This window comes from Sphingobium sp. LMA1-1-1.1, assembly GCF_040676365.1.
GTDB lineage: Bacteria > Pseudomonadota > Alphaproteobacteria > Sphingomonadales > Sphingomonadaceae > Sphingobium.
This window is the reverse complement of record NZ_JBEGHS010000001.1, coordinates 501,659-527,947: the sequence shown is the minus strand read 5'-3', so window position 1 is coordinate 527,947 and position 26,289 is coordinate 501,659. Positions and strand designations below refer to the sequence as shown.

At 62.7% G+C, this 26,289-nt stretch carries 26 protein-coding genes; 15 read left to right on the top strand and 11 right to left on the bottom strand.

What is annotated here, in order from left to right; all coding sequences use genetic code 11:
• Positions 1 to 21 precede the first annotated feature (21 nt).
• From MRBLMA1_RS02585 to mazG, 9 genes are all read left to right on the top strand, one after another.
• Positions 22 to 1,185: a D-alanyl-D-alanine carboxypeptidase family protein gene (locus MRBLMA1_RS02585; RefSeq protein ID WP_363734838.1), complete on the top strand. Its 1,164-nt coding sequence runs from the start codon at positions 22 to 24 to the stop codon at positions 1,183 to 1,185.
• On the top strand, positions 1,182 to 1,823 hold the full coding sequence (gene tmk, locus MRBLMA1_RS02580; RefSeq protein ID WP_363734836.1) for a dTMP kinase: 642 nt from the start codon (positions 1,182 to 1,184) through the stop codon (positions 1,821 to 1,823). Before MRBLMA1_RS02585 ends, tmk begins: the two co-directional genes overlap by 4 nt.
• Positions 1,820 to 2,782 (top strand): AAA family ATPase, encoded by a 963-nt coding sequence (locus tag MRBLMA1_RS02575; RefSeq protein ID WP_363734835.1) that lies wholly within the window; start codon positions 1,820 to 1,822, stop codon positions 2,780 to 2,782. Before tmk ends, MRBLMA1_RS02575 begins: the two co-directional genes overlap by 4 nt.
• Positions 2,783 to 2,825: 43 nt before the next feature.
• Complete coding sequence (metG, locus tag MRBLMA1_RS02570; protein WP_363734834.1) at positions 2,826 to 4,388, top strand: methionine--tRNA ligase; 1,563 nt, start codon at positions 2,826 to 2,828, stop codon at positions 4,386 to 4,388.
• A gap of 4 nt (positions 4,389 to 4,392) precedes the next feature.
• Positions 4,393 to 5,166 (top strand): TatD family hydrolase, encoded by a 774-nt coding sequence (locus tag MRBLMA1_RS02565; RefSeq protein ID WP_363734832.1) that lies wholly within the window; start codon positions 4,393 to 4,395, stop codon positions 5,164 to 5,166.
• Positions 5,163 to 5,942: an MBL fold metallo-hydrolase gene (locus tag MRBLMA1_RS02560; RefSeq protein ID WP_363734831.1), complete on the top strand. Its 780-nt coding sequence runs from the start codon at positions 5,163 to 5,165 to the stop codon at positions 5,940 to 5,942. Before MRBLMA1_RS02565 ends, MRBLMA1_RS02560 begins: the two co-directional genes overlap by 4 nt.
• A gap of 16 nt (positions 5,943 to 5,958) precedes the next feature.
• The gene (locus MRBLMA1_RS02555; RefSeq protein ID WP_363734829.1) at positions 5,959 to 6,594 is read left to right on the top strand and encodes a retropepsin-like aspartic protease family protein; all 636 of its coding nucleotides are present in this window, start codon (positions 5,959 to 5,961) and stop codon (positions 6,592 to 6,594) included.
• Positions 6,591 to 7,886: an MFS transporter gene (locus tag MRBLMA1_RS02550; protein WP_363734828.1), complete on the top strand. Its 1,296-nt coding sequence runs from the start codon at positions 6,591 to 6,593 to the stop codon at positions 7,884 to 7,886. The genes MRBLMA1_RS02555 and MRBLMA1_RS02550 overlap by 4 nt, the downstream gene beginning before the upstream one ends.
• A 123-nt stretch (positions 7,887 to 8,009) precedes the next feature.
• Complete coding sequence (mazG, locus tag MRBLMA1_RS02545) at positions 8,010 to 8,801, top strand: nucleoside triphosphate pyrophosphohydrolase (RefSeq protein ID WP_133652002.1); 792 nt, start codon at positions 8,010 to 8,012, stop codon at positions 8,799 to 8,801.
• 36 nt (positions 8,802 to 8,837) lie between these two features.
• Here the strand turns inward: mazG and hflX are convergent, their stop codons facing one another.
• From hflX to dusB, 7 genes are all read right to left on the bottom strand, one after another.
• Positions 8,838 to 10,169, bottom strand: a complete 1,332-nt coding sequence (hflX, locus tag MRBLMA1_RS02540; protein WP_363734827.1) for a GTPase HflX — start codon at positions 10,167 to 10,169, stop codon at positions 8,838 to 8,840.
• Positions 10,170 to 10,234: 65 nt separating this feature from the next.
• Positions 10,235 to 10,717 (bottom strand): RNA chaperone Hfq, encoded by a 483-nt coding sequence (hfq, locus tag MRBLMA1_RS02535; RefSeq protein ID WP_133652004.1) that lies wholly within the window; start codon positions 10,715 to 10,717, stop codon positions 10,235 to 10,237.
• A 155-nt stretch (positions 10,718 to 10,872) separates the two neighbouring features.
• A complete protein-coding gene (locus tag MRBLMA1_RS02530; protein WP_133652005.1) occupies positions 10,873 to 12,246 on the bottom strand; it encodes a sigma-54-dependent transcriptional regulator in 1,374 nt (457 codons plus the stop codon).
• Entirely contained in the window at positions 12,236 to 14,500 is a 2,265-nt protein-coding gene (locus MRBLMA1_RS02525) for a sensor histidine kinase (RefSeq protein ID WP_363734825.1), read from the bottom strand. Before MRBLMA1_RS02525 ends, MRBLMA1_RS02530 begins: the two co-directional genes overlap by 11 nt.
• Positions 14,501 to 14,617: 117 nt before the next feature.
• On the bottom strand, positions 14,618 to 16,063 hold the full coding sequence (gene ntrC, locus MRBLMA1_RS02520) for a nitrogen regulation protein NR(I) (RefSeq protein ID WP_363734823.1): 1,446 nt from the start codon (positions 16,061 to 16,063) through the stop codon (positions 14,618 to 14,620).
• A 13-nt stretch (positions 16,064 to 16,076) separates the two neighbouring features.
• Positions 16,077 to 17,186, bottom strand: a complete 1,110-nt coding sequence (locus MRBLMA1_RS02515; RefSeq protein WP_363734821.1) for a two-component system sensor histidine kinase NtrB — start codon at positions 17,184 to 17,186, stop codon at positions 16,077 to 16,079.
• Positions 17,183 to 18,202 (bottom strand): tRNA dihydrouridine synthase DusB, encoded by a 1,020-nt coding sequence (dusB, locus tag MRBLMA1_RS02510; protein ID WP_363734820.1) that lies wholly within the window; start codon positions 18,200 to 18,202, stop codon positions 17,183 to 17,185. The genes MRBLMA1_RS02515 and dusB overlap by 4 nt, the downstream gene beginning before the upstream one ends.
• Before the next feature lie 106 nt (positions 18,203 to 18,308).
• On the opposite strand from dusB, the gene MRBLMA1_RS02505 reads away from it, so the two are divergent.
• Both MRBLMA1_RS02505 and MRBLMA1_RS02500 read left to right on the top strand, forming a co-directional pair.
• A complete protein-coding gene (locus MRBLMA1_RS02505) occupies positions 18,309 to 19,475 on the top strand; it encodes a bifunctional 2-C-methyl-D-erythritol 4-phosphate cytidylyltransferase/2-C-methyl-D-erythritol 2,4-cyclodiphosphate synthase (protein WP_363734818.1) in 1,167 nt (388 codons plus the stop codon).
• A gap of 4 nt (positions 19,476 to 19,479) precedes the next feature.
• The gene (locus tag MRBLMA1_RS02500) at positions 19,480 to 19,998 is read left to right on the top strand and encodes a CinA family protein (RefSeq protein WP_363734817.1); all 519 of its coding nucleotides are present in this window, start codon (positions 19,480 to 19,482) and stop codon (positions 19,996 to 19,998) included.
• Here MRBLMA1_RS02500 and MRBLMA1_RS02495 read toward each other — a convergent pair.
• Entirely contained in the window at positions 19,944 to 20,420 is a 477-nt protein-coding gene (locus MRBLMA1_RS02495; protein WP_363734816.1) for a type II toxin-antitoxin system RatA family toxin, read from the bottom strand. The genes MRBLMA1_RS02500 and MRBLMA1_RS02495 overlap by 55 nt on opposite strands.
• Before the next feature lie 4 nt (positions 20,421 to 20,424).
• Positions 20,425 to 21,408: a lipoyl synthase gene (lipA, locus tag MRBLMA1_RS02490; RefSeq protein WP_133652012.1), complete on the bottom strand. Its 984-nt coding sequence runs from the start codon at positions 21,406 to 21,408 to the stop codon at positions 20,425 to 20,427.
• A gap of 20 nt (positions 21,409 to 21,428) precedes the next feature.
• On the opposite strand from lipA, the gene MRBLMA1_RS02485 reads away from it, so the two are divergent.
• From MRBLMA1_RS02485 to MRBLMA1_RS02475, 3 genes are read left to right on the top strand one after another with little or no spacing between them, the layout of a single operon-like run.
• Positions 21,429 to 22,079, top strand: coding sequence for a carbonic anhydrase (locus tag MRBLMA1_RS02485; protein WP_363734815.1), 651 nt, complete (start codon positions 21,429 to 21,431; stop codon positions 22,077 to 22,079).
• Complete coding sequence (locus MRBLMA1_RS02480; protein WP_363734814.1) at positions 22,079 to 22,810, top strand: NYN domain-containing protein; 732 nt, start codon at positions 22,079 to 22,081, stop codon at positions 22,808 to 22,810. The genes MRBLMA1_RS02485 and MRBLMA1_RS02480 overlap by 1 nt, the downstream gene beginning before the upstream one ends.
• Positions 22,810 to 23,091 carry an acylphosphatase gene (locus MRBLMA1_RS02475; RefSeq protein ID WP_363734813.1) on the top strand — a complete coding sequence of 94 codons (282 nt, stop codon included), beginning with the start codon at positions 22,810 to 22,812 and terminating at the stop codon, positions 23,089 to 23,091. Before MRBLMA1_RS02480 ends, MRBLMA1_RS02475 begins: the two co-directional genes overlap by 1 nt.
• Before the next feature lie 203 nt (positions 23,092 to 23,294).
• On the opposite strand, the gene ahcY is transcribed toward MRBLMA1_RS02475, so the two are convergent.
• Entirely contained in the window at positions 23,295 to 24,704 is a 1,410-nt protein-coding gene (gene ahcY / locus MRBLMA1_RS02470; protein ID WP_363734812.1) for an adenosylhomocysteinase, read from the bottom strand.
• 375 nt (positions 24,705 to 25,079) lie between these two features.
• Positions 25,080 to 25,640: a YqgE/AlgH family protein gene (locus MRBLMA1_RS02465; protein ID WP_363734811.1), complete on the bottom strand. Its 561-nt coding sequence runs from the start codon at positions 25,638 to 25,640 to the stop codon at positions 25,080 to 25,082.
• Positions 25,641 to 25,785: 145 nt separating this feature from the next.
• On the opposite strand from MRBLMA1_RS02465, the gene MRBLMA1_RS02460 reads away from it, so the two are divergent.
• Positions 25,786 to 26,268 carry a peroxiredoxin gene (locus MRBLMA1_RS02460; RefSeq protein ID WP_133652018.1) on the top strand — a complete coding sequence of 161 codons (483 nt, stop codon included), beginning with the start codon at positions 25,786 to 25,788 and terminating at the stop codon, positions 26,266 to 26,268.
• Positions 26,269 to 26,289: the final 21 nt, after the last annotated feature.

Here is a 26,289-nt window from a genome sequence, read left to right as displayed (position 1 = left end):
ACCAGTCCAAAGGCATCCCGCATGAAGAAGTCCATCGCCGCCCTCCTGTTCGTCGGGTTGCTGTCCACGCCGCTGACCGCCGCCGCGCCACCCTATAGCAGCGAGGCGCCGATCGCCTATATGAAGGATCTCTCGTCGGGCGCCGTGCTTTACGACAAGGGGGGCGAGACGCGGATGCCGCCCGCCTCCATGGCGAAGATGATGACGGCCCATGTCGCTTTTCGCCTGATCCAGAAGGGCGATCTGAAACTCGACCAGAAATTCACCGTCCGCCCGGAAACCTGGCAGCGATGGCATGGCCCGCAGGCGGGATCGACCATGTTCCTGTCGCCGGGCGAGCAGGTGTCGGTGGAAAATCTTCTTCACGGCATCGTCACGCTTTCGGGCAATGATGCCTGCGTCGTGCTGGCGGAGGGCATTGCCGGGACAGAGCAGGCCTTCGTCGCCCTGATGAACCAGGAAGCCAAGCGCCTCGGCCTCAAGAACAGCAATTTCGGCACGAGCAATGGCTGGCCGGACGAAGGTGTGACTTATGTGACCGCGGCCGACCTTGCGGCGCTGGCCGAAGCGACGATCGAGGAAACGCCCAACCTCTACAAGAAATTCTACGCCACGCGCAGCTTCACCTGGGGCAAGACGATGGACGGCGCGGATATCGAGCAGGGCAATCGCAATCCCATATTGGGCAAGGTTGCCGGAGCTGATGGTCTCAAGACCGGACACACCGAAGAAGCCGGCTTCGGCTTCACTGGATCGGCGGAACAGGAGGGACGCCGCCTGGTCATGGTCGTGGCAGGGCTGGGCACCTACAACCAGCGGATCGAGGAGTCGGTGCGCTTCATGGACTGGGGCTTCCGCGCATGGAAGGCGCAGCCGCTGTTCAAGAAGGGGCAGACCGTCGAAACCGCCGAGGTGCAGCTCGGCAGCGCAACCAGCGTTCCATTGGTCGCGGCGCAGGATATGGCGGTGACATTGCCGCGCGCCGCTTCGTCCAACATCTCGGTCAAGGTCGCCTATACCGGCCCGATCAAGGCGCCCATCACCAAGGGGCAGAGGATTGCGCAGCTGATCGTCTCCACGCCTGACACGCCGCCCCAGATCCTGCCACTGGTCGCGGGTGAGGATGTCGCTGAAGCCGGCATTTTCGGTCGACTGTGGAACGGGCTGAAGTCCTTCTTCGGGTGACGGCCGCAGGGACGACGCGGGGCCGCTTCATCTCGCTGGAAGGCGGGGAAGGTGCAGGCAAGTCGACCCAGTTGCGGGCGCTTGCCGCCGCCCTGCGCGCGCGCGGCGTGGAAGTCGTGGAAACGCGCGAGCCGGGCGGCAGCGAAGGGGCGGAGGCCATTCGCGCCCTGTTGCTGACCGGGGGAGCCGACCGCTGGAGCCCCCGCGCCGAAGCGCTGTTGTTCGCTGCTGCCCGTGCCGATCATGTGGAAAAGACGATCCGTCCGGCGCTGGAGCGGGGCGCATGGGTGCTTTCCGACCGCTTTCTGGACAGCAGCCGCGCCTATCAGGGCGCAAGCGAGCTGACGGATGCGGATATATTGGCGCTTCACCGGATTGGCAGCAACGGTTTCCTGCCCGACCGGACCCTCTTCCTCACCTTGCCGGAGGAGGAAGCGAGCGCGCGTGCCCGTTCTCGCGATGGAGATGCGGCCGACAGGATCGGGGGACGCGACCGGGATTTTCATCTCGCCGTGGCAACAGCCTTTCATCGGTTCGCCCAACAGGAACCGGCGCGCTTCCTTGCCGTCGACGCTTCGGGAGACGCCGGGGCAGTGACGGCACGGCTGCTTCAGGCGTTGCAGGACCTGCTGCCATGACGTCACTCATCGGCCATGACGCGCAGGCCCGCACGCTGCTCGATGCCGCGCGGAGCGGTCGTCTGCACCACGGCTGGATCCTTGCTGGCCCGTGGGGCATTGGCAAGGCAAGCTTCGCCCGCGCCATGGCGCTGCGCCTGCTGGCGGAGGCGGCAGGGCCGCCCATCACGGCTGATGGGCTGGACGTGCCGCAGGATCATCCGACCCGCCGCCTGTTCGAGGCGGATGCCCATCCCGACTATGCCGAGCTCTTCTGCCTGGAAAAGGAAAGCGGCACCGCCCGCAACATCACGGTCGATCAGATCCGGAGCCTCCAGCGCCTGATCCAGTCGGCGCCCTCCATGTCGTCACGGCGGATCGTGGTCATCGACAGTGCCGACGATCTGGAGCGCGGCGCGGCAAATGCGCTGCTCAAGAATCTGGAGGAGCCGCCGGCCGATATGCTGTTCCTGCTGGTCAGTCATGCGCCCGGCCGGCTGCTTCCGACTATCCGCTCCCGCTGCCGTACCCTGCGCTTCGACATGTTGAACGAAGAGGCCATGCGCAGCATTTTGCGCGCGACGGACGACAGTCTTTCGCCGGATGAACTGACCGCGCTGATCCAGGCAGGTGAGGGGTCTCCCGGCAAGGCGCTACGCTATGCGGGCCTCAACATAGCGGACATCGAAAATTCGTTGGCCGCCATTGCCGCTGACGGCGACCCTGGCAACCGCCAGCGACTAATGCTGGCCAGGATGCTGGCGTCAAAGAGCGCCCGGCCCCGTTATGAAGCGTTTCTTGAGCGGGCGCCGGCCTTCATCGCGGCGGCGGCGCGCCAACGCAAGGGGAGCGATCTCGGCAAGGCGCTGGACCATTGGGAAGCAGCACGCCAGCTTGCCGGGGGAGCCGTCATCCTGTCGCTCGAACCGGGGGCCGTGGTTTTCGAACTTGCCGGGCATGTCGCCGCCCTTGCCCGCTGAAAAGCGGCTTTGCGCCGGGACTAACACCCGCTAGGGAGGGCGCATGTCCAAGCCCTATACCATCACGACAGCCATCAGCTACCCCAATGGCCGCCCGCATATCGGCCATGCCTATGAAGTGATCGCAACGGATGCGATCGCCCGTTTCCAGCGTATGATGGGCCGCGACGTCTTCTTTCAGACCGGAACGGACGAACATGGCCTGAAAATGGCCCAGACCGCGCGCAACAGGGACATGGAGCCGCGCGCGCTTGCTGACGAAATGTCAGGACATTTCAAGGCTATGAACGACGGTCTGAACATCAGCTATGATCGTTTCATTCGCACGAGCGAGCCGGATCATCACCGCGCAAGCCAGGCGATCTGGCAGGCGATGGAGGCCAATGGCGATCTCTATCTCGGCCGCTATGAAGGCTGGTATTCCGTCCGCGATGAAGCCTTTTACGACGAAAAGGAACTGGTCGAAGGAGAGGGCGGGCAGAAGCTCTCGCCCCAGGGCACGCCTGTCGAATGGACGGTGGAGGAAAGCTGGTTCTTCCGCCTGTCCGCCTATCAGCAGAAATTGCTGGACCTTTACACCAGCCAGCCGGATTTCATCCAGCCTGACAGCCGCCGCAATGAGATAATGCGCTTCGTGGAGGGTGGCCTGTCCGACCTCAGCGTGTCGCGCACCAGCTTCGACTGGGGCGTCAAGGTGCCCGGCAGCGACGGCCATGTCATGTATGTGTGGGTGGACGCGCTCACCAACTATCTTACGGGCTGCGGCTATCCCGATGATGCGGACCGCATGGCCCGCTACTGGTCGGAAGGTGGCGATATCACGCATGTCATCGGCAAGGATATCGTGCGTTTTCATACCGTTTACTGGCCAGCCTTCCTGATGAGTGCGCGGCTGCCCTTGCCCAGGCAGGTCTTCGGTCACGGCTTCCTCCTCAACCGGGGAGAGAAGATGTCGAAGTCGCTGGGCAATGTGGCCGATCCGATGGAATTGGCCGAACGCTTCGGCGTGGATCAGCTCCGCTATTTCCTGCTGTCGGAAGTCACCTTCGGCAATGACGGCAGCTACAGCGCGGAGGCGATCGTCGCCCGTTCGAACAGCGACCTCGCCAACAGCTTCGGCAATCTTGCCCAGCGAACGCTGAGCTTCATTGCCAAGAATCTGGAGGGCCGCCTGCCCGAACCCGCAGCGCAGGAGGTCGATCGCGATCTTCTTGCAACGGTCGGGGAAGCGGCCCGGACCTTCCAGGTCGCGATGGCGGAGCTTGCGCCCTCGACAGCCATCGAAGCGTGGATGCGCGCGGTGTTTGCCTGCAACGCCTATATCGATGCCCAGGCGCCCTGGACGCTCCGCAAGACCGATCCTGCCAGGATGGAGGCGGTGCTCGCCACCCTTTACGAAGCGATCGCGGACCTTGCCATCATCGTCCAGCCGATCATTCCCGCAAGCGCCTCCGCCCTGCTCGAGCAGATGGGGACAGCCGAGAATGGCAGGAACTATTCTGCCATCGGCAGCGACTGGTATACGCAGCTTCGTGCGTCCGGCTTTACCCTGAGCACGCCCAAGCCGCTCTTCCCGCGCCTCGAACTGCCCGCTGAAGAGGCGTGACGTCATGTTCATAGACAGTCATTGTCATTTGAATTACAAGGGGTTGATCGACGATCAACATAATGTGCTTGAACGGGCGAGAGGCGCTGGAATCGACCTGATGCTCAACATTGCCACGCGCGAAAGCGAATGGGACGATGTGCTGGCAACGGCCTTGCGCGAAACGGATGTGTGGGCGACCGTCGGCATTCACCCCCATGAAGCGGACGAGCATCCCCATGTCGACACCGCGAAGCTGGTCGAACGGGCAGCCCATCCACGCATCGTCGGCATAGGCGAGACCGGCCTGGATTATTATTACGACCATAGCGATCGCGAGCGGCAGCAACGCAGCTTCCGGTCCCATATCGCCGCCTCTCGCGAAACGGGCCTGCCGCTGATCGTCCACACCCGCGATGCGGAGGAGGACACGCTGGCCATCATGCGCGATGAAATGGGGAAGGGGACCTATGGCGGGGTCATCCATTGTTTTACCGCCAGCGGCGCCTTTGCCGATGCAGCGATGGAACTGGGTTTCTACATCAGCATTTCGGGTATCGTGACCTTCAAGAACGCCAGGGATCTTCAGGAAACGGCTGCCCGTCTGCCGCTCGAAAGGCTGCTGATCGAAACCGACGCTCCTTTCCTCGCGCCCGTGCCCCATCGCGGCAAGCCGTGCGAACCCGCCTTCGTGGCCGACACTGCCCGTTTTCTGGCGAATTTACGGGGCGAAAGCGTCGAGCAACTGGCTGAGGCAACAGCAGCCAATTTCCGTACACTTTTCAGCAAGGCGGCATGAGCCTCAAGCTCACCATCCTGGGAAGCGGCACCTCCTCGGGCGTGCCCCGCATCGGCAATGATTGGGGCGCCTGTGATCCGCAGGAGCCCAGGAACCGCCGCACCCGGGCATCGATCCTGATCGAGAGTCCCACGACCCGGTTGTTGATCGACACATCACCGGACATGCGTGCGCAGTTGCTCGCGGCCGACGTGATCCATATCGACGCCATCCTGTGGACGCATGACCATGCCGACCACAGCCACGGCCTGGACGATGTCCGTCAGCTTTACCACCATCGCGGCACGCCTGTCCCCGGCTATGCGCGTCCGCAGACGCTTCGCTTGCTCCGGGAGCGCTTCGGTTATGCCTTCGAAGGGCGTCATGGCTATCATCCGACGATCGAACCGCATCCGCTGCCGGATGGCCTGCGCATCGGGGACATCAGCATCGCCTGCACCGACCAGCCCCATGGCGAGATATTCTCCACCGGATTCCGTTTCACGTATGATGGCCATTCCATTGGCTATGCTACTGATTTTCATGATATAACGACTGATATGATGGCACTGTACGATGCGCTGGACATCTGGGTGGTCGACGCCTTGCGGGAACGGCCGCATCCAACCCACGCGCATCTGGCGCTTACCCTGGATGCCGTACAGGCCGTGCGACCGCGCCGCGCCATATTGATCCATATGGACCAGAGCATGGATTATGCGTCGCTTTGCCGAACACTCCCGGCGGGCGTCGAACCGGGTTATGACGGGCTGGTGGCCGAACTGGGCGCATCATAAGGGGCAGGGCAGGGAAATGGGTGGCGATCAAGCAATGTCCAGTCTCTGGTACGTGCTGGCGTTGGTCCTGGTCGGATCGGCCTTGCTCGCGCGGCGGGCGCCGATGGGCGGCCTCTTGCGTATGGCCATGCTATGGATCGTCATCTTCGCGGCGCTGCTTGGACTGTTCAAGGCTGGCGAGAAATACGGCCTGTTTGCCAGCCGTATCAAGGGGGAAGGGGGCGGATCTCCCGCACTGGCGACCAATGATATGCCGACAGCCTTGCCCACCGCGCGCATGGAGGGGCAGGCACTGCGAATACCCGTTGCGCCCGACGGCCATTATTGGGTCGAGGGAATGGTCAACGGGAACCCGACACGCTTTCTGATCGACAGCGGGGCCAGCGTGACCGCATTGTCAGTGGAGGCGGCGCGCGGCGCCGGCCTCAATTTCGACCTGAATGCGTCCGGCGTCAGCATGATGACCGCCAACGGCAAGATCGACGCCAAGCGCTCGACAATCGCCACGCTAGTCGTCGGCCCAATCCGCGCCAGCGATCTCGACATCGTCGTTTCCCCGGCTTTTGGCGATGTCAATGTGATCGGGATGAACATGCTGTCACGGCTGAAAAGCTGGTCCGTCCAGAATGGAGAGATGGTGCTGACACCATGACGTCATACATGGCCGCACCCGATCAGCGACAGCGCCTGAAAGCCGTGATCGGCGGTTCCACGGGCAATCTGGTGGAATGGTATGACTGGTATGCCTATTCGGCCTTCACCCTCTATTTCGCCCAGCATTTCTTCCCCAGCGAAGACCGCACCGCTCAGTTGCTGAGCGCCGCCGGCATTTTCGCGGTCGGCTTCCTGATGCGCCCCATCGGCGCCTGGCTGATGGGCGTCTATGCCGATCGCCATGGTCGCAAGAGCGGCCTGACCTTGTCCGTGGCGCTGATGTGCGCCGGTTCGCTGCTGATCGCGGTCACGCCATCCTATGACAGTATCGGGGTTGGCGCGCCGCTACTGCTTGTGCTGGCGCGTCTGATGCAGGGATTGTCGATCGGCGGTGAATATGGCGCCAGCGCGACCTATTTGTCCGAAATGGCGGGGCGCAATCACCGCGGCTTTTTCTCCAGCTTTCAATATGTCACGCTGATAGCCGGCCAGCTTGTCGCCATCTGCGTCCTGTTGGCGCTTCAGGCCATGCTGACCGAGGCTGAACTGGATGCGTGGGGCTGGCGCATTCCTTTCCTGATTGGCGGGGCGCTGGCGATCATCGTCTTCTGGCTGCGGCGCGGCCTGGCCGAAACGCAGAGCTTCGCCAAAGCCCAGGCAGAGGGTGCGCCCAGATCGGGTTTCGTGGAACTGGTAACCCGGCATCCGAAAGAGACGCTGACGGTCATGTTGCTGACCGCGGGCGGCACGATCGCCTTCTACGCCTATTCCATCTACATGCAGAAATTCCTCGTCAACACCAGCGGCATCAGCCGTGAAGCAGCATCCCAGATCAATGGGATAACGCTCTTTGTTTTCATGCTGATCCAGCCTCTCGGCGGCGCTCTTTCCGACCGTATCGGGCGCAAGCCGCTCATGATCGGCTTTGGTCTGCTGGGCGTCACCTGCACTTATCCCATCTTCGCGACGCTGGCCGTGACCAAGGACCCATGGATGGCCGGGCTGCTGGTGATGGCCGGGCTGGTGATCGTGACCGGCTACACCTCGATCAACGCCGTCGTGAAGGCGGAACTGTTTCCAGCGCATATCCGGGCACTGGGCGTGGCGCTGCCTTATGCGCTGGCCAATACCATGTTCGGCGGCACGGCGGAATTAGTCGCGCTCTGGTTCAAGAAGCTCGGTGTGGAGCAGGCCTTCTATATCTATGTGACGGTGATGATCGGTATTTCGCTGATCGTTTACATACGCATGCGCGACACGCAGCGGCACAGCCTGATATTGGAAGACTGAGTGTCCAGCCCGTTAAATTTAACATAATCCTTATTATCGGACTTTGATAGCTGCTCGACAAGCTGGCCTTCTGCGTCCCGACAATCTATCCCTGCCATAGATCTCCTCAATCCAGAGTACCGCATGTCATCCAACAGCAAGGCGAATCCCGCCGACATCATGCCGCTCGCCAATGTCATGGCGCGTTTGCGCGATCCGGAAACGGGTTGCCCCTGGGATATCGAACAGGATTTTGCCAGCATCGCGCCCTATACGATCGAGGAAGCTTACGAAGTCGCCGACGCCATAGAACGTGACGACATGGCGGCCCTGCGCGATGAACTTGGCGATCTGCTGCTGCAGGTGGCGTTCCACAGCCGCATGGCGGAACAGGCGGGTCATTTCACATTGCAGGAGGTCATCGACGGTATCACGGAAAAGATGATCCGCCGCCATCCCCATGTCTTCGGCGAAGGAACAGACAGGAAGGACGGCCACGCCCAATGGGAAGCCATCAAGGCGGCCGAGCGTGCCGAAAAGGAATCTGATCCGAGCGCGCTGGCGGGCGTCGCCACAGCCCTTCCAGCCCTGCTCCGCGCTGAAAAGCTCCAGAACCGCGCCGCTCGAACAGGGTTCGACTGGCCCGATCTTGGCGGTGTCATGGCCAAGATCGAGGAAGAACTGGACGAAGTGCGGGAGGCGACTTCCCAATCCGAACGAGAGGAGGAAGTGGGCGATCTTCTCTTTGCCGTGGTCAACCTCGCCCGCCATCTGAAGGTTGATCCGGAGGTTGCCCTGCGCGCGGCGAGCGGCAAGTTCGACAAGCGCTTCCGCATCATGGAAGCCTTGGCCGGCGACGATTTCGTCGCCCTTTCCCTCGATGAGAAGGAAGGCTTGTGGCTGCAGGCAAAGGAGCGGTTACGACAGGCGAAATAGAGTGGTTTCCCGGCGACAGGCCGGTAACCCGAAAGGCTATTTCCCAAGACGCTTGAGGAACCGCGCCAATGCGGAATCGGACAGGCGGACATCCACCAGCATGTCCGCGCCATCGGCCTTGCTTCCAATCACTTCGCCATGTTCGTGCAACCACGCCATGGCCGCGCCGTCAGAAAGAGGCACATGCAACTGGTGCACTCGCGCACCGGCGGTCAGCCGGCTGCTGATGGCCCGCTGAAGGTCGTCGACCCCCTCCCCGGTCAAAGCGGACAGGATCACCACATCGTCCCGCCGCGCAGCGGTCTCGCGCGCCAGTAGCGCAGCCTCTTCGTCCAGCAGGTCCAGCTTGTTCCACGCTTCGATAATGGGCGGCGGATCACCACCCTCGCTCGCGTCAAGCGCCCCTTCCCCCGCGACGCCAAGCTCGGCCAGTACGTCCATCACGTCGTCGCGCTGCGCTTCGCTGTCGGGATGTGCAATATCGCGGACATGGATGATCAGATCGGCCGACAGCACCTCTTCCAGCGTGGCGCGAAATGCGGCGATCAACTGCGTCGGCAGGTCAGAAACGAACCCCACAGTGTCGGAAAGAATGGCCTTGTCCAGTCCCGGCAGGGCAATCTGACGCATGGTGGGGTCAAGCGTCGCGAACAGCAAATCCTCCGCCATGACGTCAGCCCCGGTCAGGCGGTTGAACAGCGTTGACTTGCCCGCATTGGTATAACCCACCAGCGCGATCACGGGCCAGGGCGCACGTTGCCGCCGTGCCCGATGCAGGCCGCGCGTCTTCGTCACCTGATCCAGTTCGCGCCTGATCTTCGCCATGCGATCGCGGATCATCCGACGGTCCGCTTCGATCTGCGTTTCACCGGGACCGCCAAGAAAGCCGAAACCGCCCCGCTGCCGCTCCAGGTGGGTCCAACTGCGCACCAGCCGTCCTGCCTGATAGTCCAGATGCGCCAGTTCGACCTGCAGACGCCCCTCATTGGTCGCCGCACGCTCACCGAAAATTTCCAGGATCAGGCCGGTCCGGTCGATGACCTTCGTTTCGGTCGCCTTTTCCAGATTGCTCTGCTGCACGGGGCTGAGCGCATTGTCGACAATGACCAGTTCGGCATCTTCCGCCCGCGCCAGCGTCGCGATCTGATCCACCTGTCCGCTACCAAACAGGGTCGCCGGCTTTCGATCGCGCACACGGAAGGCCTGCGCTGCGCGCACGTCGATGCCGATAGCCAGGGCAAGCCCCCTCGCCTCGTCCAGCCGCGCATCGCTGTCACGCCGTTCCGGACCATGGACATCGGCGCGCACAACAATGGCGCGTGCACCACGCGATACTTCGTCAGCTGAATCTCGGTTGAAAACGGCCATGACGGCTTAACGCTTCCCGCCTCTGCCGGCTTCACGGGAAACCCGGCAGAGACAAGAAAAAGCGTTCAATCCTCGCCCTCACCCTCGCCGGTGAGGTCGAGCGCGTGCAGCGGCTGCACGGTGGAAATGGCATGCTTGTAAACGAGCTGGACCATGCCGTCCCGTTCCAGCAGCATGCAGAAAAGATCGAAGGCGGCGATTTCGCCCTGCAACATGACGCCGTTCACCAGGAACATGGTCACCGGGCTGCCCGACTTGCGCACCGCGCTCAGGAAGATTTCCTGTAGCAGCTTCGACTTGCCGTTGCCGTCACTCGCCTTGCGAAGATCGGTAAGGTCCATGGATTGGGCAGGCATGACGGTCGATATCGCATGCTTGTATACCAGTTGCGACTGCCCGTCGCGCCGCAGCAGGACGGAAAAATTGTCGAACCAGGTAATGATGCCCTGCAATTTAACGCCCTTGACCAGGAACATGGTCACCGGCGTCTTGCTCTTGCGCAGGCTGTTCAGGAAGATGTCTTGAAGGTTGTTCACTTTGTCGGCCATGGTCTTCACCAGTCCTTTATTGGCGGGACGTTACCCGCGCTCGCACCCTTAAGCAGGATGTCTTGCTCGCCCCCGCCTGTCGGAAGCGAGGCAAGTCTACCGCAATTGCGAAGAGCCGTCCATGCCCAGTTTGGCTGAAGAGGCCTCTCTTTGCCTCAACCGTCCTTCCCATCCGTAATACCCAGCAGCTTCAACTTCCGGTGAAGCGCCGAACGTTCCATGCCGATGAAGGTTGCGGTGCGGGAAATATTGCCCGAAAAGCGCCGGATCTGGATGCGCAGATATTCGCGCTCGAAACTTTCCCGCGCCTCCCGAAGGGGCGCGCCCATGATCGCGGACTGACCCATGCCTTCCGAACCACCATTGCTGGTGAGTTCGGGTGGCAGCATGTCCAGTTCGATCCGTCCGATCCGCTCGCCCGGAGCCAGGATCATGGTGCGTTCGATGACATTGCGAAGCTGGCGGACATTGCCGGGCCATTCATTGGCCTGGAGCGCGGCCATGGCGTCGCTGGCGATTTCCGGCGACGGAACCCGGCGTTCCGCCGCGAAACGCGCGAGATAATGTTCGACCAGCGGAGGAATATCGTCCCGCCGCTCGGCCAGAGGCGGAATGACCAGCGGCACGACGTTGAGCCGATAGAAGAGGTCCTCGCGGAAACGCCGCTCCTCGATCTCGCTCGCCAGGTTGAGCGCGGTCGAGGAAATGACGCGCACGTCCACCTTGACCTGCCGCTGGCCGCTGACGCGGGTGAAGCTCTGGTCGGTCAGCACGCGCAGGATCTTCGCCTGCGTCGTGAGCGGCATGTCCGCGATCTCGTCCAGGTAGAGCGTACCGCCATGCGCCTGCTCCAGATAGCCCGGACGCACCAGTCCGCTCGGATCTTCGACGCCGAACAGTTCTTCCTCGACGCGATCCGGGTCCATCCGCGCCGCGGCGACGATGATGAAGGGGGCATCGGCCCGTCCGCTCCAGCTGTGCAGCATGCGTGCGGCGACTTCCTTGCCCACCCCGGCGGGTCCGGAAATCAGCACCCTGCTGCCCGTACCCGCGACTTTCTTGATGGTGGCGCGAACGGCATTGATCGCCGCCGATGTGCCGGTAAGCTCATCATCCTGCCCGAAGCGCGCCCGCAGCACCTGGTTCTCGCGCCGCAGCCGTTCGGTTTCGGTTGCCCGCGATACGAGATGCAGAAGCCGGTCCGCCTCGAAAGGCTTTTCGATGAAATCCGCTGCCCCCTTGCGAATGGCGGCGACGGCGGTGTCGATATTGCCGTGGCCGGAGATCATCAGCACCGGAATGGTCGCATCCCGCCGCTTTATCTCGTCCAGCAGTTCCAGGCCATCGAGCCTGGAACCCTGCAACCAGACGTCCAGCAGCACCAGCGAAGGGCGCCGCGCATCCAGCGCCTCGATCGCGCTGTCGCTGTTCGCGGCCGTGCGCGTGGCGAAACCCTCATCCTCCAGGACACCCGCCACCAGATCGCGAATGTCCTCTTCATCGTCGACTATCAGAATATCAAGCGCCATTGGCCGTCACTTTTCCAGTCGTTTTGCCATGGGACAAGGCAATGACCTGCCCCTCTTCCAATTTTTCGAGCGCCGCCACCGGAAAGCGCAGGGCCACACGAGCGCCCCCACCGTCGGCATCGTCGAAGCGGATTTCACCCATATGTTCCTCGACAATCTTCTTCACGATCGCCAGGCCCAGGCCCGTGCCCTTGGTCCGGGTCGTCATATATGGCTCTAAAATGCGTTCGCGTTCCGGGGGCAGGCCAATGCCATTATCCTGCACCGCAATCAGCAGATTGCCGCCATCATACTCCACACTCATGGAGACCTGGCCACGCCAGTCATCGCCGTCCGAGACGGTCTTGGGCTCGATCGCCTCAACGGCATTTTTGACGATATTGGTGAGCGCCTGCCCCAGTTGCCGGCGATCGCATACCAATTCCGCATCGCTGTCCGTCGAATGATATTGGAAGCGAATGTCGGGATGGGCGACTTCATGCAGGAACAGCGCATGGCGAGCGATATCGTCGATCCGCTCGCGCCGGAACACCGGCTTTGGCATGCGCGCGAAGGAGGAGAATTCATCCACGATACGGCGCAGGTCACCGACCTGGCGCACGATCGTGCCGGTCAGGCGGGTGAAGGTGGCCCTGTCGCTCGTCACTTCCTCGGCATAGCGGCGCTGCAACCGTTCAGCGGCGAGCTGGATCGGGGTGAGCGGATTCTTGATCTCATGCGCGATGCGCCGCGCCACGTCGGACCAGGCGGCGCGGCGCTGATCGGAAAGCTGCTGGGTGATATCGTCGAATGTCAGAATGTGGCGCGATGCGTCCTCCGACACCTTGACCGCCAGCGTCCGTACATCGCCATGGGCGCGGATCTGAACGATGCCGGCGCCGTCCTCGGACGTGATGAGCGAGGCCAGTTCGGGGGAAATTTCGGTCAGCGGCCGCCCTACCGGATCGTCCCCCTCCCTCACCAGCAGGGCCGCCGCCGAGCTGTTGAGCAGCAGGATGATACCTTCGCGATCCACCGACAACACGCCGGCCGACACGCCCGACAGGATCGCCTCGATAAAGGCGCGCCGCTCGTCAAGCTGGCTGTTCGCCGCCACCAGCGCCCCGGTCTGCGCCTCCAGGCGCTGGGTCATGCGGTTGAAGGCCGCGGCCAGCGTGCCGATCTCGTCCCGGCTCTGGGGACTGGTCACGCGGGCCGACAGGTCGCCCGCCGTGATTCGCCGTGCCGCCATCACCAGTTCGTTCACCGGCCGCACCATCCAGTCTGCGACCTTGAGCGCGATATACACAGCCACGCCGACCAGCAGCAGCGACCCCACGAACAGCAATATGTTGAACCGCAACTGCAGCGCGCGGGACTGTGCGGCAAATATGTCGTAATCCGACAACACCTTCTGCGCCCGTTCCACATTGCTGAAGGCCGTCGATCCGGAATCGCGGGTGGCGTAGAGATAGATTTTCGCATTGGGGTAGAGCAGCGTCACCGCTTCGATCTGGTTGGGTTTCGCCGCAACCACCACATCCTCGCCGGAGGCCAGCCGCTTCACCACATCGGGGGTCAGCATTTCCGAAACCGGCCGGCTTTCCGGATCGACCGTAGCCGCCGTGCGCGCCACGCCATCCTTCCCGATCTCGATGATCGCCGAGCGGTTCAGCTTCCGCGTGACTACCTGGTAGATATAGCCTTCCGCAAAGCGTGGACTGGAAACCTTCGACTGAGCCAGATAATCGCGCAGGTCGCTCGCCATGGTGACGGTTTCGTCGCGCACGTCGCGCAGGTTCTGCTCATAATAGCCCCGCGCCAGATCGCTGGCGTTCTGCAACATGCCCCGTGCACTGTCGGAAAACCAGAATTGCACGCCATATTGAAAGAGCAGGGAGGCGAAGATCACGACCAGCAGCATCGGCACGCTGGCGACGATGGAGAAGATCGCCACCAGCCGAACGTGCAACTGACCGTCGCTGCCGATCGCTGACTGAGCCGCGCGCCGCTTCGCCACCCGCCGCCCCAGCAGCACGAGCAGCGCAATGGCTGGCACCAGGTTCGCCACCAGCAGCAGCGCCACTATGGGCGGCGTCAGCAATGTGTATGACTGCCCCTGCCCGCTCAGCAGGAAATAGGTGATCCCCGCCATGCCCAGAAACAGGACGAGCGTCACAGCCTCCACCACCGCGGCAAGCCGACGGCGCAGGAAAAGCGGAAAACGCCTTTTCCATGCCCGGCCCCGCGCCGGAAGAGTTACTGCGCCTTCCATAGTGGCTTGGTTACAACATTAATGTGCCCGATCAAACACAGTAATTGATGAACATATGGCTTCCGGTCGAAAAGCGCTTTCGCTTCGTCGCCGGCGACCGGACCGTCGGCCGATGCCTTAATCGGCGATCCGAAGCTGCAAGGGATCGAGGCCATAATCGGTCAGCTTCTTGCGCAGCGTGTTCCGGTTGATGCCGAGCAGCCCGGCGGCGCGGATCTGGTTTCCATCGACGCTGGCCAGCGTTTCCTGGAACAGGATTGGCTCCACCACGGCCAGCAGGTCATCATGCAGGCTTCGGTTCGGCTGGGTGAGGCCGATGCCCAGTTGCCGCTTTGCCCATTCCCGCACCGCCTGGCCCAGCAGATCGCCGGGCGCGGCATAATCGGCCGGAACGGCATCCAGCGGCAGGCTGTTGCGCAGCAGGTCGGCCGTGATCACATTCTCGCGGCTCAACACCGCCAGCCGCTGCATGATATTCTGCAGCTCCCGCACATTTCCGGGCCAATGATAGGCCATCAGCAATTGCGCGGCATCGTCGGACAGCGCCTTGCGCGGCAGCCCCTCCTGCGCCGCGCGATCAAGGAAGTGGCGAGCAAGCAGGATCACATCTTCCCGCCGCTCGCGCAGTGCCGGCAACGCGATGGGAACCACGTTCAGCCGATAATAGAGATCCTGCCGGAAGCGATTCTCCTCGATCAGCCTGGGCAGGTCCTTGTTGGTGGCTGCGATGATGCGAACATTCACCTTCACCGGTTTGGAGCCGCCCACGGTCGTGACTTCGCCCGACTGCAAAACGCGTAGCAGCCGCGTCTGCGCCTCCATCGGCATGTCGCCGATCTCGTCCAGGAACAGCGTGCCGCCCTGCGCCTGCTCGAATTTGCCGGCGGTGCGGGCATGGGCTCCGGTGAAGGCGCCCTTTTCATAACCAAACAGTTCCGCCTCGATCAATTCGCGCGGAATGGCGGCCATGTTGATCGCCACAAAGGGTCGTGTCCGCCGCTGACCCAGGCTGTGGATCGCCTCGGCCACCAGTTCCTTGCCCGTGCCGGATTCCCCCAGCACCAATATGCTGAGGTCGTTCGACAGGACTCGGGCGATGGTCCGATAGACCTCCTGCATCGCCGGGGAGCGCCCCACCAGCGGCAGTCCGTCATGCGGCAACCCGCTATCGGTCGCTTCCTCGGCAGCTCCCTTGCCCGATCCGATCGCATCGGACACCGCGCGCGTGAGCTCGTTCAGATCGAAGGGCTTGGGCAGATATTCGAACGCGCCCTTTTCCGTGGCGCGGATCGCCGTGTTCAGCGTGTTCTGCGCCGACAGGATGATGATGCTCAGCGCGGGGCGCCGCTCCAATATGTCCGCAATGCCGTCCAGCCCGTCACCGTCCGGCAACATGACGTCCGTGATCAGGACATCAGGCGAAAAGCTTTCCAGCAGGACGCTGCGCTCTCGGATCGATGCCGCCGTCTTCACCCTGTATCCCTGCCGCCGCAGGGCCTCACCGACGACGAGGCAGATCGCCGGATCGTCATCCACCATCAAGATCGAGCCTGTCACCGCCATCACCCTGCCGTCTTCATCCAGTCCCCATCGGCAGCAGGATTCGGAAGGTCGATTCCCCTGCCTGATGATCGCGCGAATATTGCACGAACCCGCTCATGTCGCGCACCAGCTTGTCCACCAGCGCCAGCCCCAGTCCCGTCCCGTCCCGCCTGCCGGTGATGAAGGGATTGAACAGGTGGTCCAATATATGCTCCGGCACCCCGGGACCATTGTCGACGACCAGGATTTCGATGGGCAGCACCGCGCTGCCCTTCCCCTTGCCGACAACCACCGACACACCGTGGCGAAACGCCGTTTCCACGCGAATGCGCGGCTTCTTGCAATGCTCCAGCGCTTCCGCAGCATTTTTGAGCAGGTTGATCATCACCTGCACCAGCGCGTCCTCGTTGATATTGGCAAATGGCAGGGATGGATCATAACTCTTTATGATCTTTATATTTCTTGCAAATCCGGCGGCGGCGATATTCGCCGCCCGGTCGATCAGCGGGTAGATGTTGCCGCTGCGGCATTCCAGGGTCCGGTCGGTGGTGAAATCCTGCATCCGGTCGATCAACGCGGCTATCCGATCCACCTCATTGCAGATGAGTTGCGTCAAAGCGGCGTCGCGCCCGCCATTGCCCGATTCCAGCAATTGAGCCGCGCCCCTTATGCCCGACAGGGGATTCTTGATCTCATGGGCCAGGATCGCCGCTGCGCCGATGGCCGAGCGCGCGCCTCCCGCCGTGCCGCGATGGCCGATCTTGCGCGCCTGGCTCTGGGTGTGGACCGATACCACGCGCCAGCCTTCATGATCGACAATAGGCGCGATCATCAGGTCGACTTCCATCTCCGCCGTGCGTCCGGCATGCACGCGAATGTCATAGGCCGCGATCGGCTTGTTGCTATGCCAGATGTCGAAGCGCGCCCCCATCTCCGCCATGCGGATGGTCCGCGCTATATCGCTTCCGACTATGGCTGAACGCGCCATGTTGAGCAGCGTTTCGGCGCGGACATTGGCGTCGGCGATGCTGTTGTCCGGCCGCACCACCAAAGTTGCGACCGGCAGCGCAGTCATGAGTTCGGAAAGCGATGGCCCATCCCGCTGCGGTCGAAGCGATGGGATGGTGGTCATGTCCGCCGTCATGCCGCCTTGCGTGTCTCTACCAGACCCTCGTCGGCAATCAGCGGTTCGTAGAAGCGCGCAAGCATGTCCAGCACGACATCACCGTCCGGCTCCTGGTTCACTGCGTTGCGGAACTCGGCAGAGCCCGGCAGCCCCTTGGTGTACCAGCCGATATGCTTGCGGGCCATGTTCACGCCAGTGTGACTGTCATAATGCTCCAACATCGCGCGATAATGTTCCGTAATCACGCGATATTGCTCGTCCAGCAAGGGATCGGCCAAGCGCTCGCCCGTGCGGAACCAATGCATCACCTGACCGATCAGCCAGGGTCGGCCATAGGCGCCCCGCCCGATCATCACGCCATCGGCGCCGCTCTGCTCCAGCGCTGTCTCGGCATCGTCGATGGAGCAGATGTCCCCATTGACGATGACGGGCAGCGACACCGCTTCCTTCACGCTGCGGACAAAGGCCCAGTCCGCCGACCCCTTGTACATCTGGCAGCGCGTACGGCCGTGGACCGTGATCAGCTTCGCACCCAGATCCTCTGCGATCCGGGCCAGTTCGGGCGCGTTGAGGCTGACATGGTCCCAACCCATGCGCATCTTGACCGTGACGGGCACGTCGACAGCCTTGACGGTGGCGTCGATCAGCGAAGCGGCGAGCGGTAGATCACGCATCAGGGCGCTGCCGGCATCGCCGTTCACCACCTTTTTCACCGGGCAGCCCATGTTGATATCGATGATCGCGGCGCCGCGATCGGCGTTGAGCTTCGCCGCTTCCGCCATTTCCGTGGGCGAGCAGCCGGCAAGCTGCATGGAAACGGGTTCCTCCAGCGGATGCCATGCCGCCTTCTGCAGCGACTGGCGGGTCTCGCGGATCATGGCCGCCGTGGCGATCATCTCCGTCACGTTCAGGCCGGAGCCATAGCGGCGCACCAGCGTGCGGAACGGCATGTCCGTCACGCCCGTCATGGGCGCCAGCACGACCGGCATGTCAATCGTCACCGGACCTATGGAAATCGGGGAAAGCCTCTGCATCGTTCCGTCACTGCCTAAAAAACAGGCAGCCCTTAGCGGAAATCCGCATCCTCGGCAAGCGAAGCGGGGCTGGCGGTCGCTCCGGCACTGCGGTACAGGCGCGGCCATGACAGACCGAACCGTCGCCCTGCTGGTTGCAGCAGGACAGGGCAGCCGCGCGGGCGGCGACATCCCCAAGCAATTCCGGCCGATCGGCGGCAAGCCGGTTCTCATCCATGCCGTCGACGCGCTGGCACGCCATCCGGCTATCGATTCCATCGTGCTGGTGGTGGGTGCGGGGCAGGAAGACGATGTGCGGGCCATGCTGGGAAATCGCCCCGTCGCCGCAATCGTTCAGGGCGCCGACAGCCGTCGTGGGTCGGTGCGTGCCGGCCTGGAGCATATCGCCTCCGCCGGCGGCGCGGCGCGCATATTCGTTCATGACGCGGCCCGCCCCTTTCTTCCTGCGCCGGTGATCGATCGGCTGCTTGCCGCTTTGGAAGGGGCAATCGGTGCGATCCCTGTTTTGCCGGTCGCAGACACATTGGTCAGGAGCGAGCAGGACAATGCCGCTGAGGTCGTCGACCGCAATGGCCTGTTCCGTGTCCAGACGCCCCAGGCCTTTCGCTTCGACGCCTTGCTGGCTGCGCACCGGCTATGGGACAGTACACAGGAAGCAACCGATGATGCCCAGATGGTGCGGCAATCGGGTCATGACGTCATGCTGATTGCGGGCGATGAAAGGCTGGAAAAATTGACCTATGCTGAAGATTTTGCGCGCGCCGAAGCCCGAATGGGCGCTGCTCGAAGCGTGCGGACGGGCATGGGCTATGACGTCCACCGACTTGCGCCCGAAGAGGAGCTTTGGCTGTGCGGCATACGCATTCCGCACGATCGCGGCCTGGCGGGGCACAGCGACGCGGATGTGGCGATCCACGCCCTAGTCGATGCCCTGCTCGGCGCCCTGGCGGAGGGCGACATAGGCAGCCATTTTCCGCCTTCCGACCCTCAATGGCGCGGCGCGGCCTCGTCCCGCTTCCTGGAATATGCGGCGGGACGCGTCGCAAAACGGGACGGCTTTATCGAGCATGTCGACCTGACGCTGATCTGCGAGGCGCCGAAAATCGGCCCCCACCGTGACGCCATGCGCAACCGGATCGCCGAAATCCTGGGCATTACCCTGGATCGGGTCAGCGTGAAGGCGACCACCACGGAACGGCTGGGCTTTGCCGGACGCAGGGAAGGTATCGCCGCACAGGCTGTTGCCTCCCTCTCCCTCCCCGCGCTAATCTGACTCCATGCCCGATAACATCCTTCCCGCGCAGCTGGTCGACCTGGCCGAGCGCGTCATCAGCGCCAACCGGCGCGCCGGTCGTACCATTGCCGTGGCGGAAAGCTGCACGGGCGGACTGGTGTCCGCCGCGCTGACCGAAATAGCCGGCTCATCAGAAGTGTTCGAAGCCGGATTTATTACTTATTCCAATGACATGAAAAGCGAACTTCTGAAGGTTTCTCAGGATGTCATTGAAACTTTCGGCGCCGTTTCCATCGCCACTGCCTGGGCGATGGCTCAGGGCGCGCTCAACAAGAGCCACGCCAATGTCGCCGTCGCGATCACAGGCATAGCCGGTCCCGGCGGCGGATCGGAACAGAAACCCGTCGGCACCGTCGTTTTCGCCCGCGCCGAACGCGGCGCCAGCCCCGACAAGATCGTCGCCGACATGCATTATTTCGGGGATACGGGCCGGGGCGGCGTCCGCCTTCAGGCGGCGCTCTGCGCGCTCGAACTATTGCTGCCCGACTCGCCGGCGCCGTAAAGCTCCGCCGCGCGGGTCTCGAACGCACCGATCATCTTGCGCAGCGCCTTGTCGAACATCTGCCCCGCCAGCATCTCGAACAGCCTGTTCTTGAATTCGAACTCGACCTCGAAATCCACCAGCACCCCGCCCTTGCCGTCATCGCGGAAGTTCCATTCATTGTGGAGATGCTTGAGCGGCCCGTCGAGATAATCGACCCGCACATGATCCGGCCGGTGCTTGTGCACGCGGGACGTGAAGCTCTCCTTGATCCCCTTGAAGCCGACGATCATGTCCGCGACCATTTCCGAATCGCTGTCGGACCGGACCCGGATCGCGCTGACCCAGGGCAGGAATTCGGGATAGGCCTCGACATTCGCCACAAGGTCGAACATCTGTTCAGGCGTATAGGGAAGCGGCCTCGTTTCGTTATGCTTGGGCATCGGCTTATCGGGCTGCCTTCGCCAGTTGGGCCTCTCTGGCCGCGCGCATCTCGGCAAAATCCTTGCCCGCATGATAGCTGGATCGCGTAAGCGGGCTGGATGCCACTTGCAGGAAGCCCTTGGCCCGCGCAATCGCCGCATAGGCGTTGAACGCCGCGGGGGTGACGAACTCCATCACCTTGGCATGCTTGGGCGTGGGCTGAAGATACTGGCCCATGGTGAGGAAATCGATATCGGCCGATCGCATGTCGTCCATCACCTGGTGGACTTCCAGCCGTTCCTCCCCCAGCCCCAGCATGATGCCGGATTTGGTGAAGATTGACGGATCGAGCTTCTTCACCGTCTCCAGCAACCGCAAGGACGCATAATAGCGCGCACCGGGCCGGATGGTGGGGTACAAACGCGGCACCGTCTCCAGATTATGGTTGTAGACGTCGGGCCGCGCAGCCACGATCATCTCGACCGCGCGTTCATGCTTGTTGCGGAAATCCGGGGTTAGGATTTCAATGGTCGTGTCCGGCGTCGTGCGGCGCAACGCCTCGATCACCTTCACGAACTGCGACGCGCCGCCATCGGGCAGGTCGTCACGATCGACGGAGGTGATGACGATGTGCTCCAGCCCCATTTCCGCGCAGGCGTCGGCCAGGTTCTGCGGCTCGTTGGGATCCACCTTGCGCGGCATGCCAGTCTTGACGTTGCAGAAGGCGCAGGCCCGCGTGCACACATCGCCCAGGATCATCACGGTCGCATGCTTCTTGGTCCAGCATTCCCCGATGTTCGGGCAGGCTGCTTCCTCGCACACCGTCGCAAGTCCCTTTTCCCGCATCAGCTTGCGCGTCTCGTTATAGCCGGGGCTGGTCGGCGCCTTGACGCGAATCCAGTCGGGCTTGCGGGCGCGTTCGGGCCGCTCGGCGTGCGCGGGGATCGGGACGATATCGGTCATGCGCCCCAGATAGCGATGCGAGAGCGCTCTTGCCAGCCCCATCATTGTTCGGCACAGACCGGCGCATGACCGATTTTGCTGACATGCTCGCCGGCTATCGCCGTTTCCGGAATACGGGCTGGACGATGCAGCGGGGACGATGGGACGAACTGAACGAAGGGCAAAGCCCGCGCGTTATGGTGATCGCCTGTTCCGACAGCCGAGTCGATCCCGCGCAAATATTCGACACCAGCCCTGGCGAGATTTTCGTGGTCCGCAACGTGGCTGCGCTGGTCCCGCCCTTCGAAACCAACCCCGGCCGCCACGGCGTGTCCGCGGCGCTGGAATTCGCCGTTCAGGTGCTGAAGGTCGGAGAGATCGTCGTCATGGGCCATGGCAAATGCGGCGGTTGCAAGGCGGCTCTCAGCCATTCGCTGAAAGATGCGCCCCCCGGCGAGGGCGGCTTCATCCACAATTGGATCGAACTGCTCGACGAAGCGCGGGAGAAGGTGGTGGAACGCTTCGGCGATGACCGCAGCCGCGACGCGGAACGGGCCATGGAACAGGAAGGCGTCAAGGTCAGCCTGGCCAACCTGCGCAGCTTTCCCTGCGTCCGCGCCAAGGAACGGACCGGCGAGATCAGGCTGGTCGGTGCCTTCTTCGCCATTGCCGACGGCCAGCTTCACCTGCTGGACGAAGCGAGCGGACAGTTCAGCCCGGCGGCGCTGGAAGGCTGATGGTCGCATCGATCCCCAGCGGCAATATCGCCCTGCTGATCGATGCAGACAATGTCTCTGCCGATCATTTCGATCCGGTGCTGACCGTTCTGGCGGAACTGGGCACGGTCAACATAAGGCGCGCCTACGGCAATTGGAGCAAGCCCGCGCTGAAGGGTTGGGCGCGGCAGGCCGTGACGCAGGCGATCGAAACGCAGCAGCAGTTCGACCTGACCAGGGGCAAGAATGCGACGGACATGAAGATGACGATCGACGCCATGGATCTCATGGCGTCGGGTCGCGTCACGGGCTTCGGCCTGATGTCGAGCGACAGCGATTTCACGCCGCTGGTCACGCGCATCCGGCAGGAAGGCCTGCCGGTCTACGGCTTCGGTACTGACAAGACGCCGCAGGCGTTCCGCAGCGCCTGCACCCGCTTCATCGATGTCGGCGCGCTTACCAGCACAAGGGAGACGCCCGTTGAGCTGGAATCGATGGAGGAACCCGCCTCCCCCGACGCCACCGAGGTCGCGCCCGATCTCGTCAAGCTGCTGATCGACGCCTATAACGCCGTCAAACGCGACGATCAGGGTTTTGCCCGCCTCAGCGAAGTCGGCCAGCTTGCGGGCAACCGCTCCAGCTTCGACACCCGCAACTATGGGTTCAAGCGGCTGTCCGACCTCGTCCGCTCGATCAAGAATTTCAAGGTCGAAAGCCGCGACGGCCAGACCTGGATCAAGCGGGTGCATTGATGGGAACTGTCGCCCGGCACCTGACGATCCATGGAAAGGTGCAGGGCGTATTCTACCGCGGTTGGGCGGTAGAGGTCGCCCGTCGGCTCGGCCTTGCGGGATGGGTCCGCAATCGTATCGACGGCAGCGTCGAGGCGCTGGTCGAAGGGCAGGATGATGCGGTCGAGCGGTTCATTGCCCTCGCCGGCCAAGGTCCGCCGGCGGCCCGTGTCGCGCGGATAGATGCGACCGAAGTGGCGGCGGAAGGACATCTGAAATTCGAGCAACATCCAACCGCTTGAGCGATCTGCATCAGGCGGAGTGCCGCTGATCCACAAACCGAAGGACGACAGCGGTACGACAGAAAGGCATTTTTCGTCCCCTTCGTCGCTGTACTGAGGCCGGGGCCGCGAATAAAAAAAGGGGAGGTCAACACCTCCCCTTCCCGTCCCCGCAAAGCGCTTTCGAACTGGCCGAAAACGGCCAAGTTGAAAAATGCTCTGGATCAGTAGCGGTAATGATCCGGCTTGAACGGACCTTCCTGCGTCACGCCGATATAGGCGGCCTGCTTGGGCGTCAGCTTCGACAGCTTCACGCCCAGCTTCTCCAGGTGAAGCGCCGCAACCTTCTCGTCCAGATGCTTGGGCAGCACATAGACTTCGTTCTTATATTCGCCCGACTTGGTCCAAAGCTCGATCTGCGCCAGCACCTGGTTGGTGAAGGACGAGGACATGACAAAGCTCGGATGGCCGGTGGCGCAGCCCAGGTTCACCAGCCGTCCCTTGGCCAGGACGATGATCTTCTTCCCGTCGGCAAACTCCACCTCGTCGACCTGCGGCTTGATCTCGGTCCACTTCATGTTGTTGAGGCCCGCGATCTGGATCTCGCTGTCGAAATGGCCGATGTTGCAGACGATCGCCATGTTCTTCATCGCGCGCATGTGATCGACGGTGATGACGTCCTCATTGCCGGTCGCGGTGACGAAAATGTCCGCGCGGCTGGCCGCCTCTTCCATCGTGACGACTTCATAGCCCTCCATCGCCGCCTGCAATGCGCAGATCGGATCGATTTCGGTGACCAGCACGCGCGCGCCGCCGTTGCGGAGCGAAGCGGCGGAACCCTTGCCCACGTCACCGAAACCGGCGACCACGGCAACCTTGCCGGCCAGCATGACGTCGGTGGCGCGGCGGATCGCGTCGACCAGCGATTCCTTGCAGCCATAGAGATTGTCGAATTTCGACTTGGTGACGCTGTCGTTGACGTTGATCGCCGGGAAAGGCAGCTTGCCCTTCTTCGCCAGCTCATAAAGGCGGTGGACGCCCGTGGTGGTCTCTTCCGACACGCCCTTGATGGCCTTGACCGTCTCCGTCAGATAACCCGGACGCTCCGCCAGGAAGCGCTTCAGCGTGGCGACGAAAATTTCCTCTTCTTCGTTGCCGGGCGTGAACAGCTCTTCCCCGGCCTCGACGCGGGCGCCCCACAGCGCGAACATGGTGGCGTCCCCGCCATCGTCCAGGATCATGTTGCAGACCGTGTCACCCCAATCGAAGATGCGGATGACATAGTCCCAATATTCCTCCAGCGTCTCGCCCTTCACGGCGAACACCGGGATGCCCCGCGCCGCGATGGCGGCGGCGGCATGATCCTGGGTGGAGAAGATGTTGCACGATGCCCAGCGGATTTCAGCGCCCAGTTCCGCCAGCGTCTCGATCAGCACGGCGGTCTGGATCGTCATGTGCAGCGACCCCGTGATGCGCGCGCCCTTCAGCGGCTTGGCGGCGCCGAATTCGGCGCGCAGGGCCATCAGGCCCGGCATTTCGGTTTCCGCGATTTCGATTTCCTTGCGGCCGAAAGCGGCAAGGCTGATGTCGCGGATCACATAATCCTGCGCCTGGGTGGCGGGTGCGGTGGCCACGAGCCTGTCTCCATATCGTTAAGATTGAGGCCGCCGCCCGAATGAACGAACGGCGGCGATGGGCTGGGCTTTACCAATCGCCGCCGTCCATGGCAACTCAATATAAAGTTTTCTTTATGTCTATTCCGCCGGGCCGCGCAGCGACCTTCACCGGCTCCTTCGACAAAGAATCATCGGCCGCCAATGCGGTGACGATGTCTCAACGCGTGTCCGACCGATGCGGGCCGATCGTAGCGGCAGAGGACAAGGCTGCACCCGTCCTTGATGGATCATCAACGGCGAAGATTATCCGAATTTCACCCCAAAGGGTTCAGCTACGATGGAGAAACAAGCCATCGCAGCCGTCATGCTGACGGCTGCGATCCGACCTGCGGGTCAGGCCGATCCCGCACCGCTGACCAGATGGGAGGCGTCGACTCCGGCAGAGGCATAGGCGGCGGACCATTTCCGCGCCGCAGGGACGTCGAACAGAAGCTCGGCGGTGCAGTTGGTCGGGAACCAGCTTTCGCCGTTCATTTCCTCGTCCAGTTGTCCCGCGCCCCAGCCAGCATAGCCCAGGGCGACCAGATAGCGACTCGGCCCCTTCCCTTCCGCAATCGCCTTCAGGATTTCGAGCGAGCCGGACAGGCCCCATCCCTCGCCCACGGCCACCATGTCATGCCCGCCCCAGTCGAGCGAATGCAGGACAAAGCCGCGCCGGGGTTCCACCGGCCCACCGCGCAGCACGGGCACATCCGGGACATTGCGCGGCTCGATGTCAAAGCTCTCCAGCAGATCGTGCAGGCTGACGCCGTCAATCTCGTCGCTGACGGCAATGCCCAGCGATCCGCCCTCGTCATGCACGCACATGGCGATGACGGAATGATCGAACCGCATGTCCTCCATCCCTGGCAGGGCGAGCAGGAATTGACCGGCATAGGAGCGTGTTGGGGTCATCCGTCAAATATACGCGCCTTGCCGCCTTTGCCAATGGCGAGCCATCGCTTGGAAGGGGCAGTGCGCCATATTCCGCGCAACCCCTTGACAGACCGGTCTCCAAGCCCAACGTGCCGCCGACCCAAACAAGGCCAGGAGGCAGACGATGACCATTTCGAAGGGCGAACGCGTCCCCAGCACCACTTTCGTCAAGATGACCGAAAACGGCCCCGAGCAGGTCGCTTCGGACGATTTCTTCGCCGGCCGCACCGTCGCGCTTTTTTCCGTGCCGGGAGCCTTCACGCCCACCTGTTCCGCGCGGCATCTGCCCGGCTTCGTAGAGAAGGCGGAAGAACTGAAGGGCAAGGGCGTCGATGAGATCGCCTGCACCGCCGTCAACGACGCTTTCGTCATGGGCGCCTGGGGCAAGTCCGCCAACGCCGATGGCAAGGTGACGATGCTGGCGGACGGCAATGCGGATTTCGCACAGGCAGTCGGCCTTACCATGGACGGCAGCAAGTTCGGCATGGGCACGCGCGGCCAGCGTTTCTCCATGATCGTCAAGGACGGCGTCGTCGCGGAACTGAATGTCGAGGCGCCGGGCGACTACAAGGTGTCGTCGGCCGAATATATGCTCGATCAGATCTGAATCTTGCAGGATGCGCGCCTC

Coding starts and splice junctions, on each gene's coding strand:
- MRBLMA1_RS02585 (WP_363734838.1), top strand. CDS start 22: ATGAAGAAGTCCATCGCCGCCCTCCTGTTCGTCGGGTTGCTGTCCACG.
- MRBLMA1_RS02575 (WP_363734835.1), top strand. CDS start 1,820: ATGACGTCACTCATCGGCCATGACGCGCAGGCCCGCACGCTGCTCGAT.
- metG (WP_363734834.1), top strand. CDS start 2,826: ATGTCCAAGCCCTATACCATCACGACAGCCATCAGCTACCCCAATGGC.
- MRBLMA1_RS02565 (WP_363734832.1), top strand. CDS start 4,393: ATGTTCATAGACAGTCATTGTCATTTGAATTACAAGGGGTTGATCGAC.
- MRBLMA1_RS02560 (WP_363734831.1), top strand. CDS start 5,163: ATGAGCCTCAAGCTCACCATCCTGGGAAGCGGCACCTCCTCGGGCGTG.
- MRBLMA1_RS02555 (WP_363734829.1), top strand. CDS start 5,959: ATGGGTGGCGATCAAGCAATGTCCAGTCTCTGGTACGTGCTGGCGTTG.
- MRBLMA1_RS02550 (WP_363734828.1), top strand. CDS start 6,591: ATGACGTCATACATGGCCGCACCCGATCAGCGACAGCGCCTGAAAGCC.
- mazG (WP_133652002.1), top strand. CDS start 8,010: ATGTCATCCAACAGCAAGGCGAATCCCGCCGACATCATGCCGCTCGCC.
- hflX (WP_363734827.1), bottom strand. CDS start 10,169: ATGGCCGTTTTCAACCGAGATTCAGCTGACGAAGTATCGCGTGGTGCA.
- hfq (WP_133652004.1), bottom strand. CDS start 10,717: ATGGCCGACAAAGTGAACAACCTTCAAGACATCTTCCTGAACAGCCTG.
- MRBLMA1_RS02530 (WP_133652005.1), bottom strand. CDS start 12,246: ATGGCGCTTGATATTCTGATAGTCGACGATGAAGAGGACATTCGCGAT.
- MRBLMA1_RS02525 (WP_363734825.1), bottom strand. CDS start 14,500: ATGGAAGGCGCAGTAACTCTTCCGGCGCGGGGCCGGGCATGGAAAAGG.
- ntrC (WP_363734823.1), bottom strand. CDS start 16,063: ATGGCGGTGACAGGCTCGATCTTGATGGTGGATGACGATCCGGCGATC.
- MRBLMA1_RS02515 (WP_363734821.1), bottom strand. CDS start 17,186: ATGACGGCGGACATGACCACCATCCCATCGCTTCGACCGCAGCGGGAT.
- dusB (WP_363734820.1), bottom strand. CDS start 18,202: ATGCAGAGGCTTTCCCCGATTTCCATAGGTCCGGTGACGATTGACATG.
- MRBLMA1_RS02505 (WP_363734818.1), top strand. CDS start 18,309: ATGACAGACCGAACCGTCGCCCTGCTGGTTGCAGCAGGACAGGGCAGC.
- MRBLMA1_RS02500 (WP_363734817.1), top strand. CDS start 19,480: ATGCCCGATAACATCCTTCCCGCGCAGCTGGTCGACCTGGCCGAGCGC.
- MRBLMA1_RS02495 (WP_363734816.1), bottom strand. CDS start 20,420: ATGCCCAAGCATAACGAAACGAGGCCGCTTCCCTATACGCCTGAACAG.
- lipA (WP_133652012.1), bottom strand. CDS start 21,408: ATGATGGGGCTGGCAAGAGCGCTCTCGCATCGCTATCTGGGGCGCATG.
- MRBLMA1_RS02485 (WP_363734815.1), top strand. CDS start 21,429: ATGACCGATTTTGCTGACATGCTCGCCGGCTATCGCCGTTTCCGGAAT.
- MRBLMA1_RS02480 (WP_363734814.1), top strand. CDS start 22,079: ATGGTCGCATCGATCCCCAGCGGCAATATCGCCCTGCTGATCGATGCA.
- MRBLMA1_RS02475 (WP_363734813.1), top strand. CDS start 22,810: ATGGGAACTGTCGCCCGGCACCTGACGATCCATGGAAAGGTGCAGGGC.
- MRBLMA1_RS02465 (WP_363734811.1), bottom strand. CDS start 25,640: ATGACCCCAACACGCTCCTATGCCGGTCAATTCCTGCTCGCCCTGCCA.
- MRBLMA1_RS02460 (WP_133652018.1), top strand. CDS start 25,786: ATGACCATTTCGAAGGGCGAACGCGTCCCCAGCACCACTTTCGTCAAG.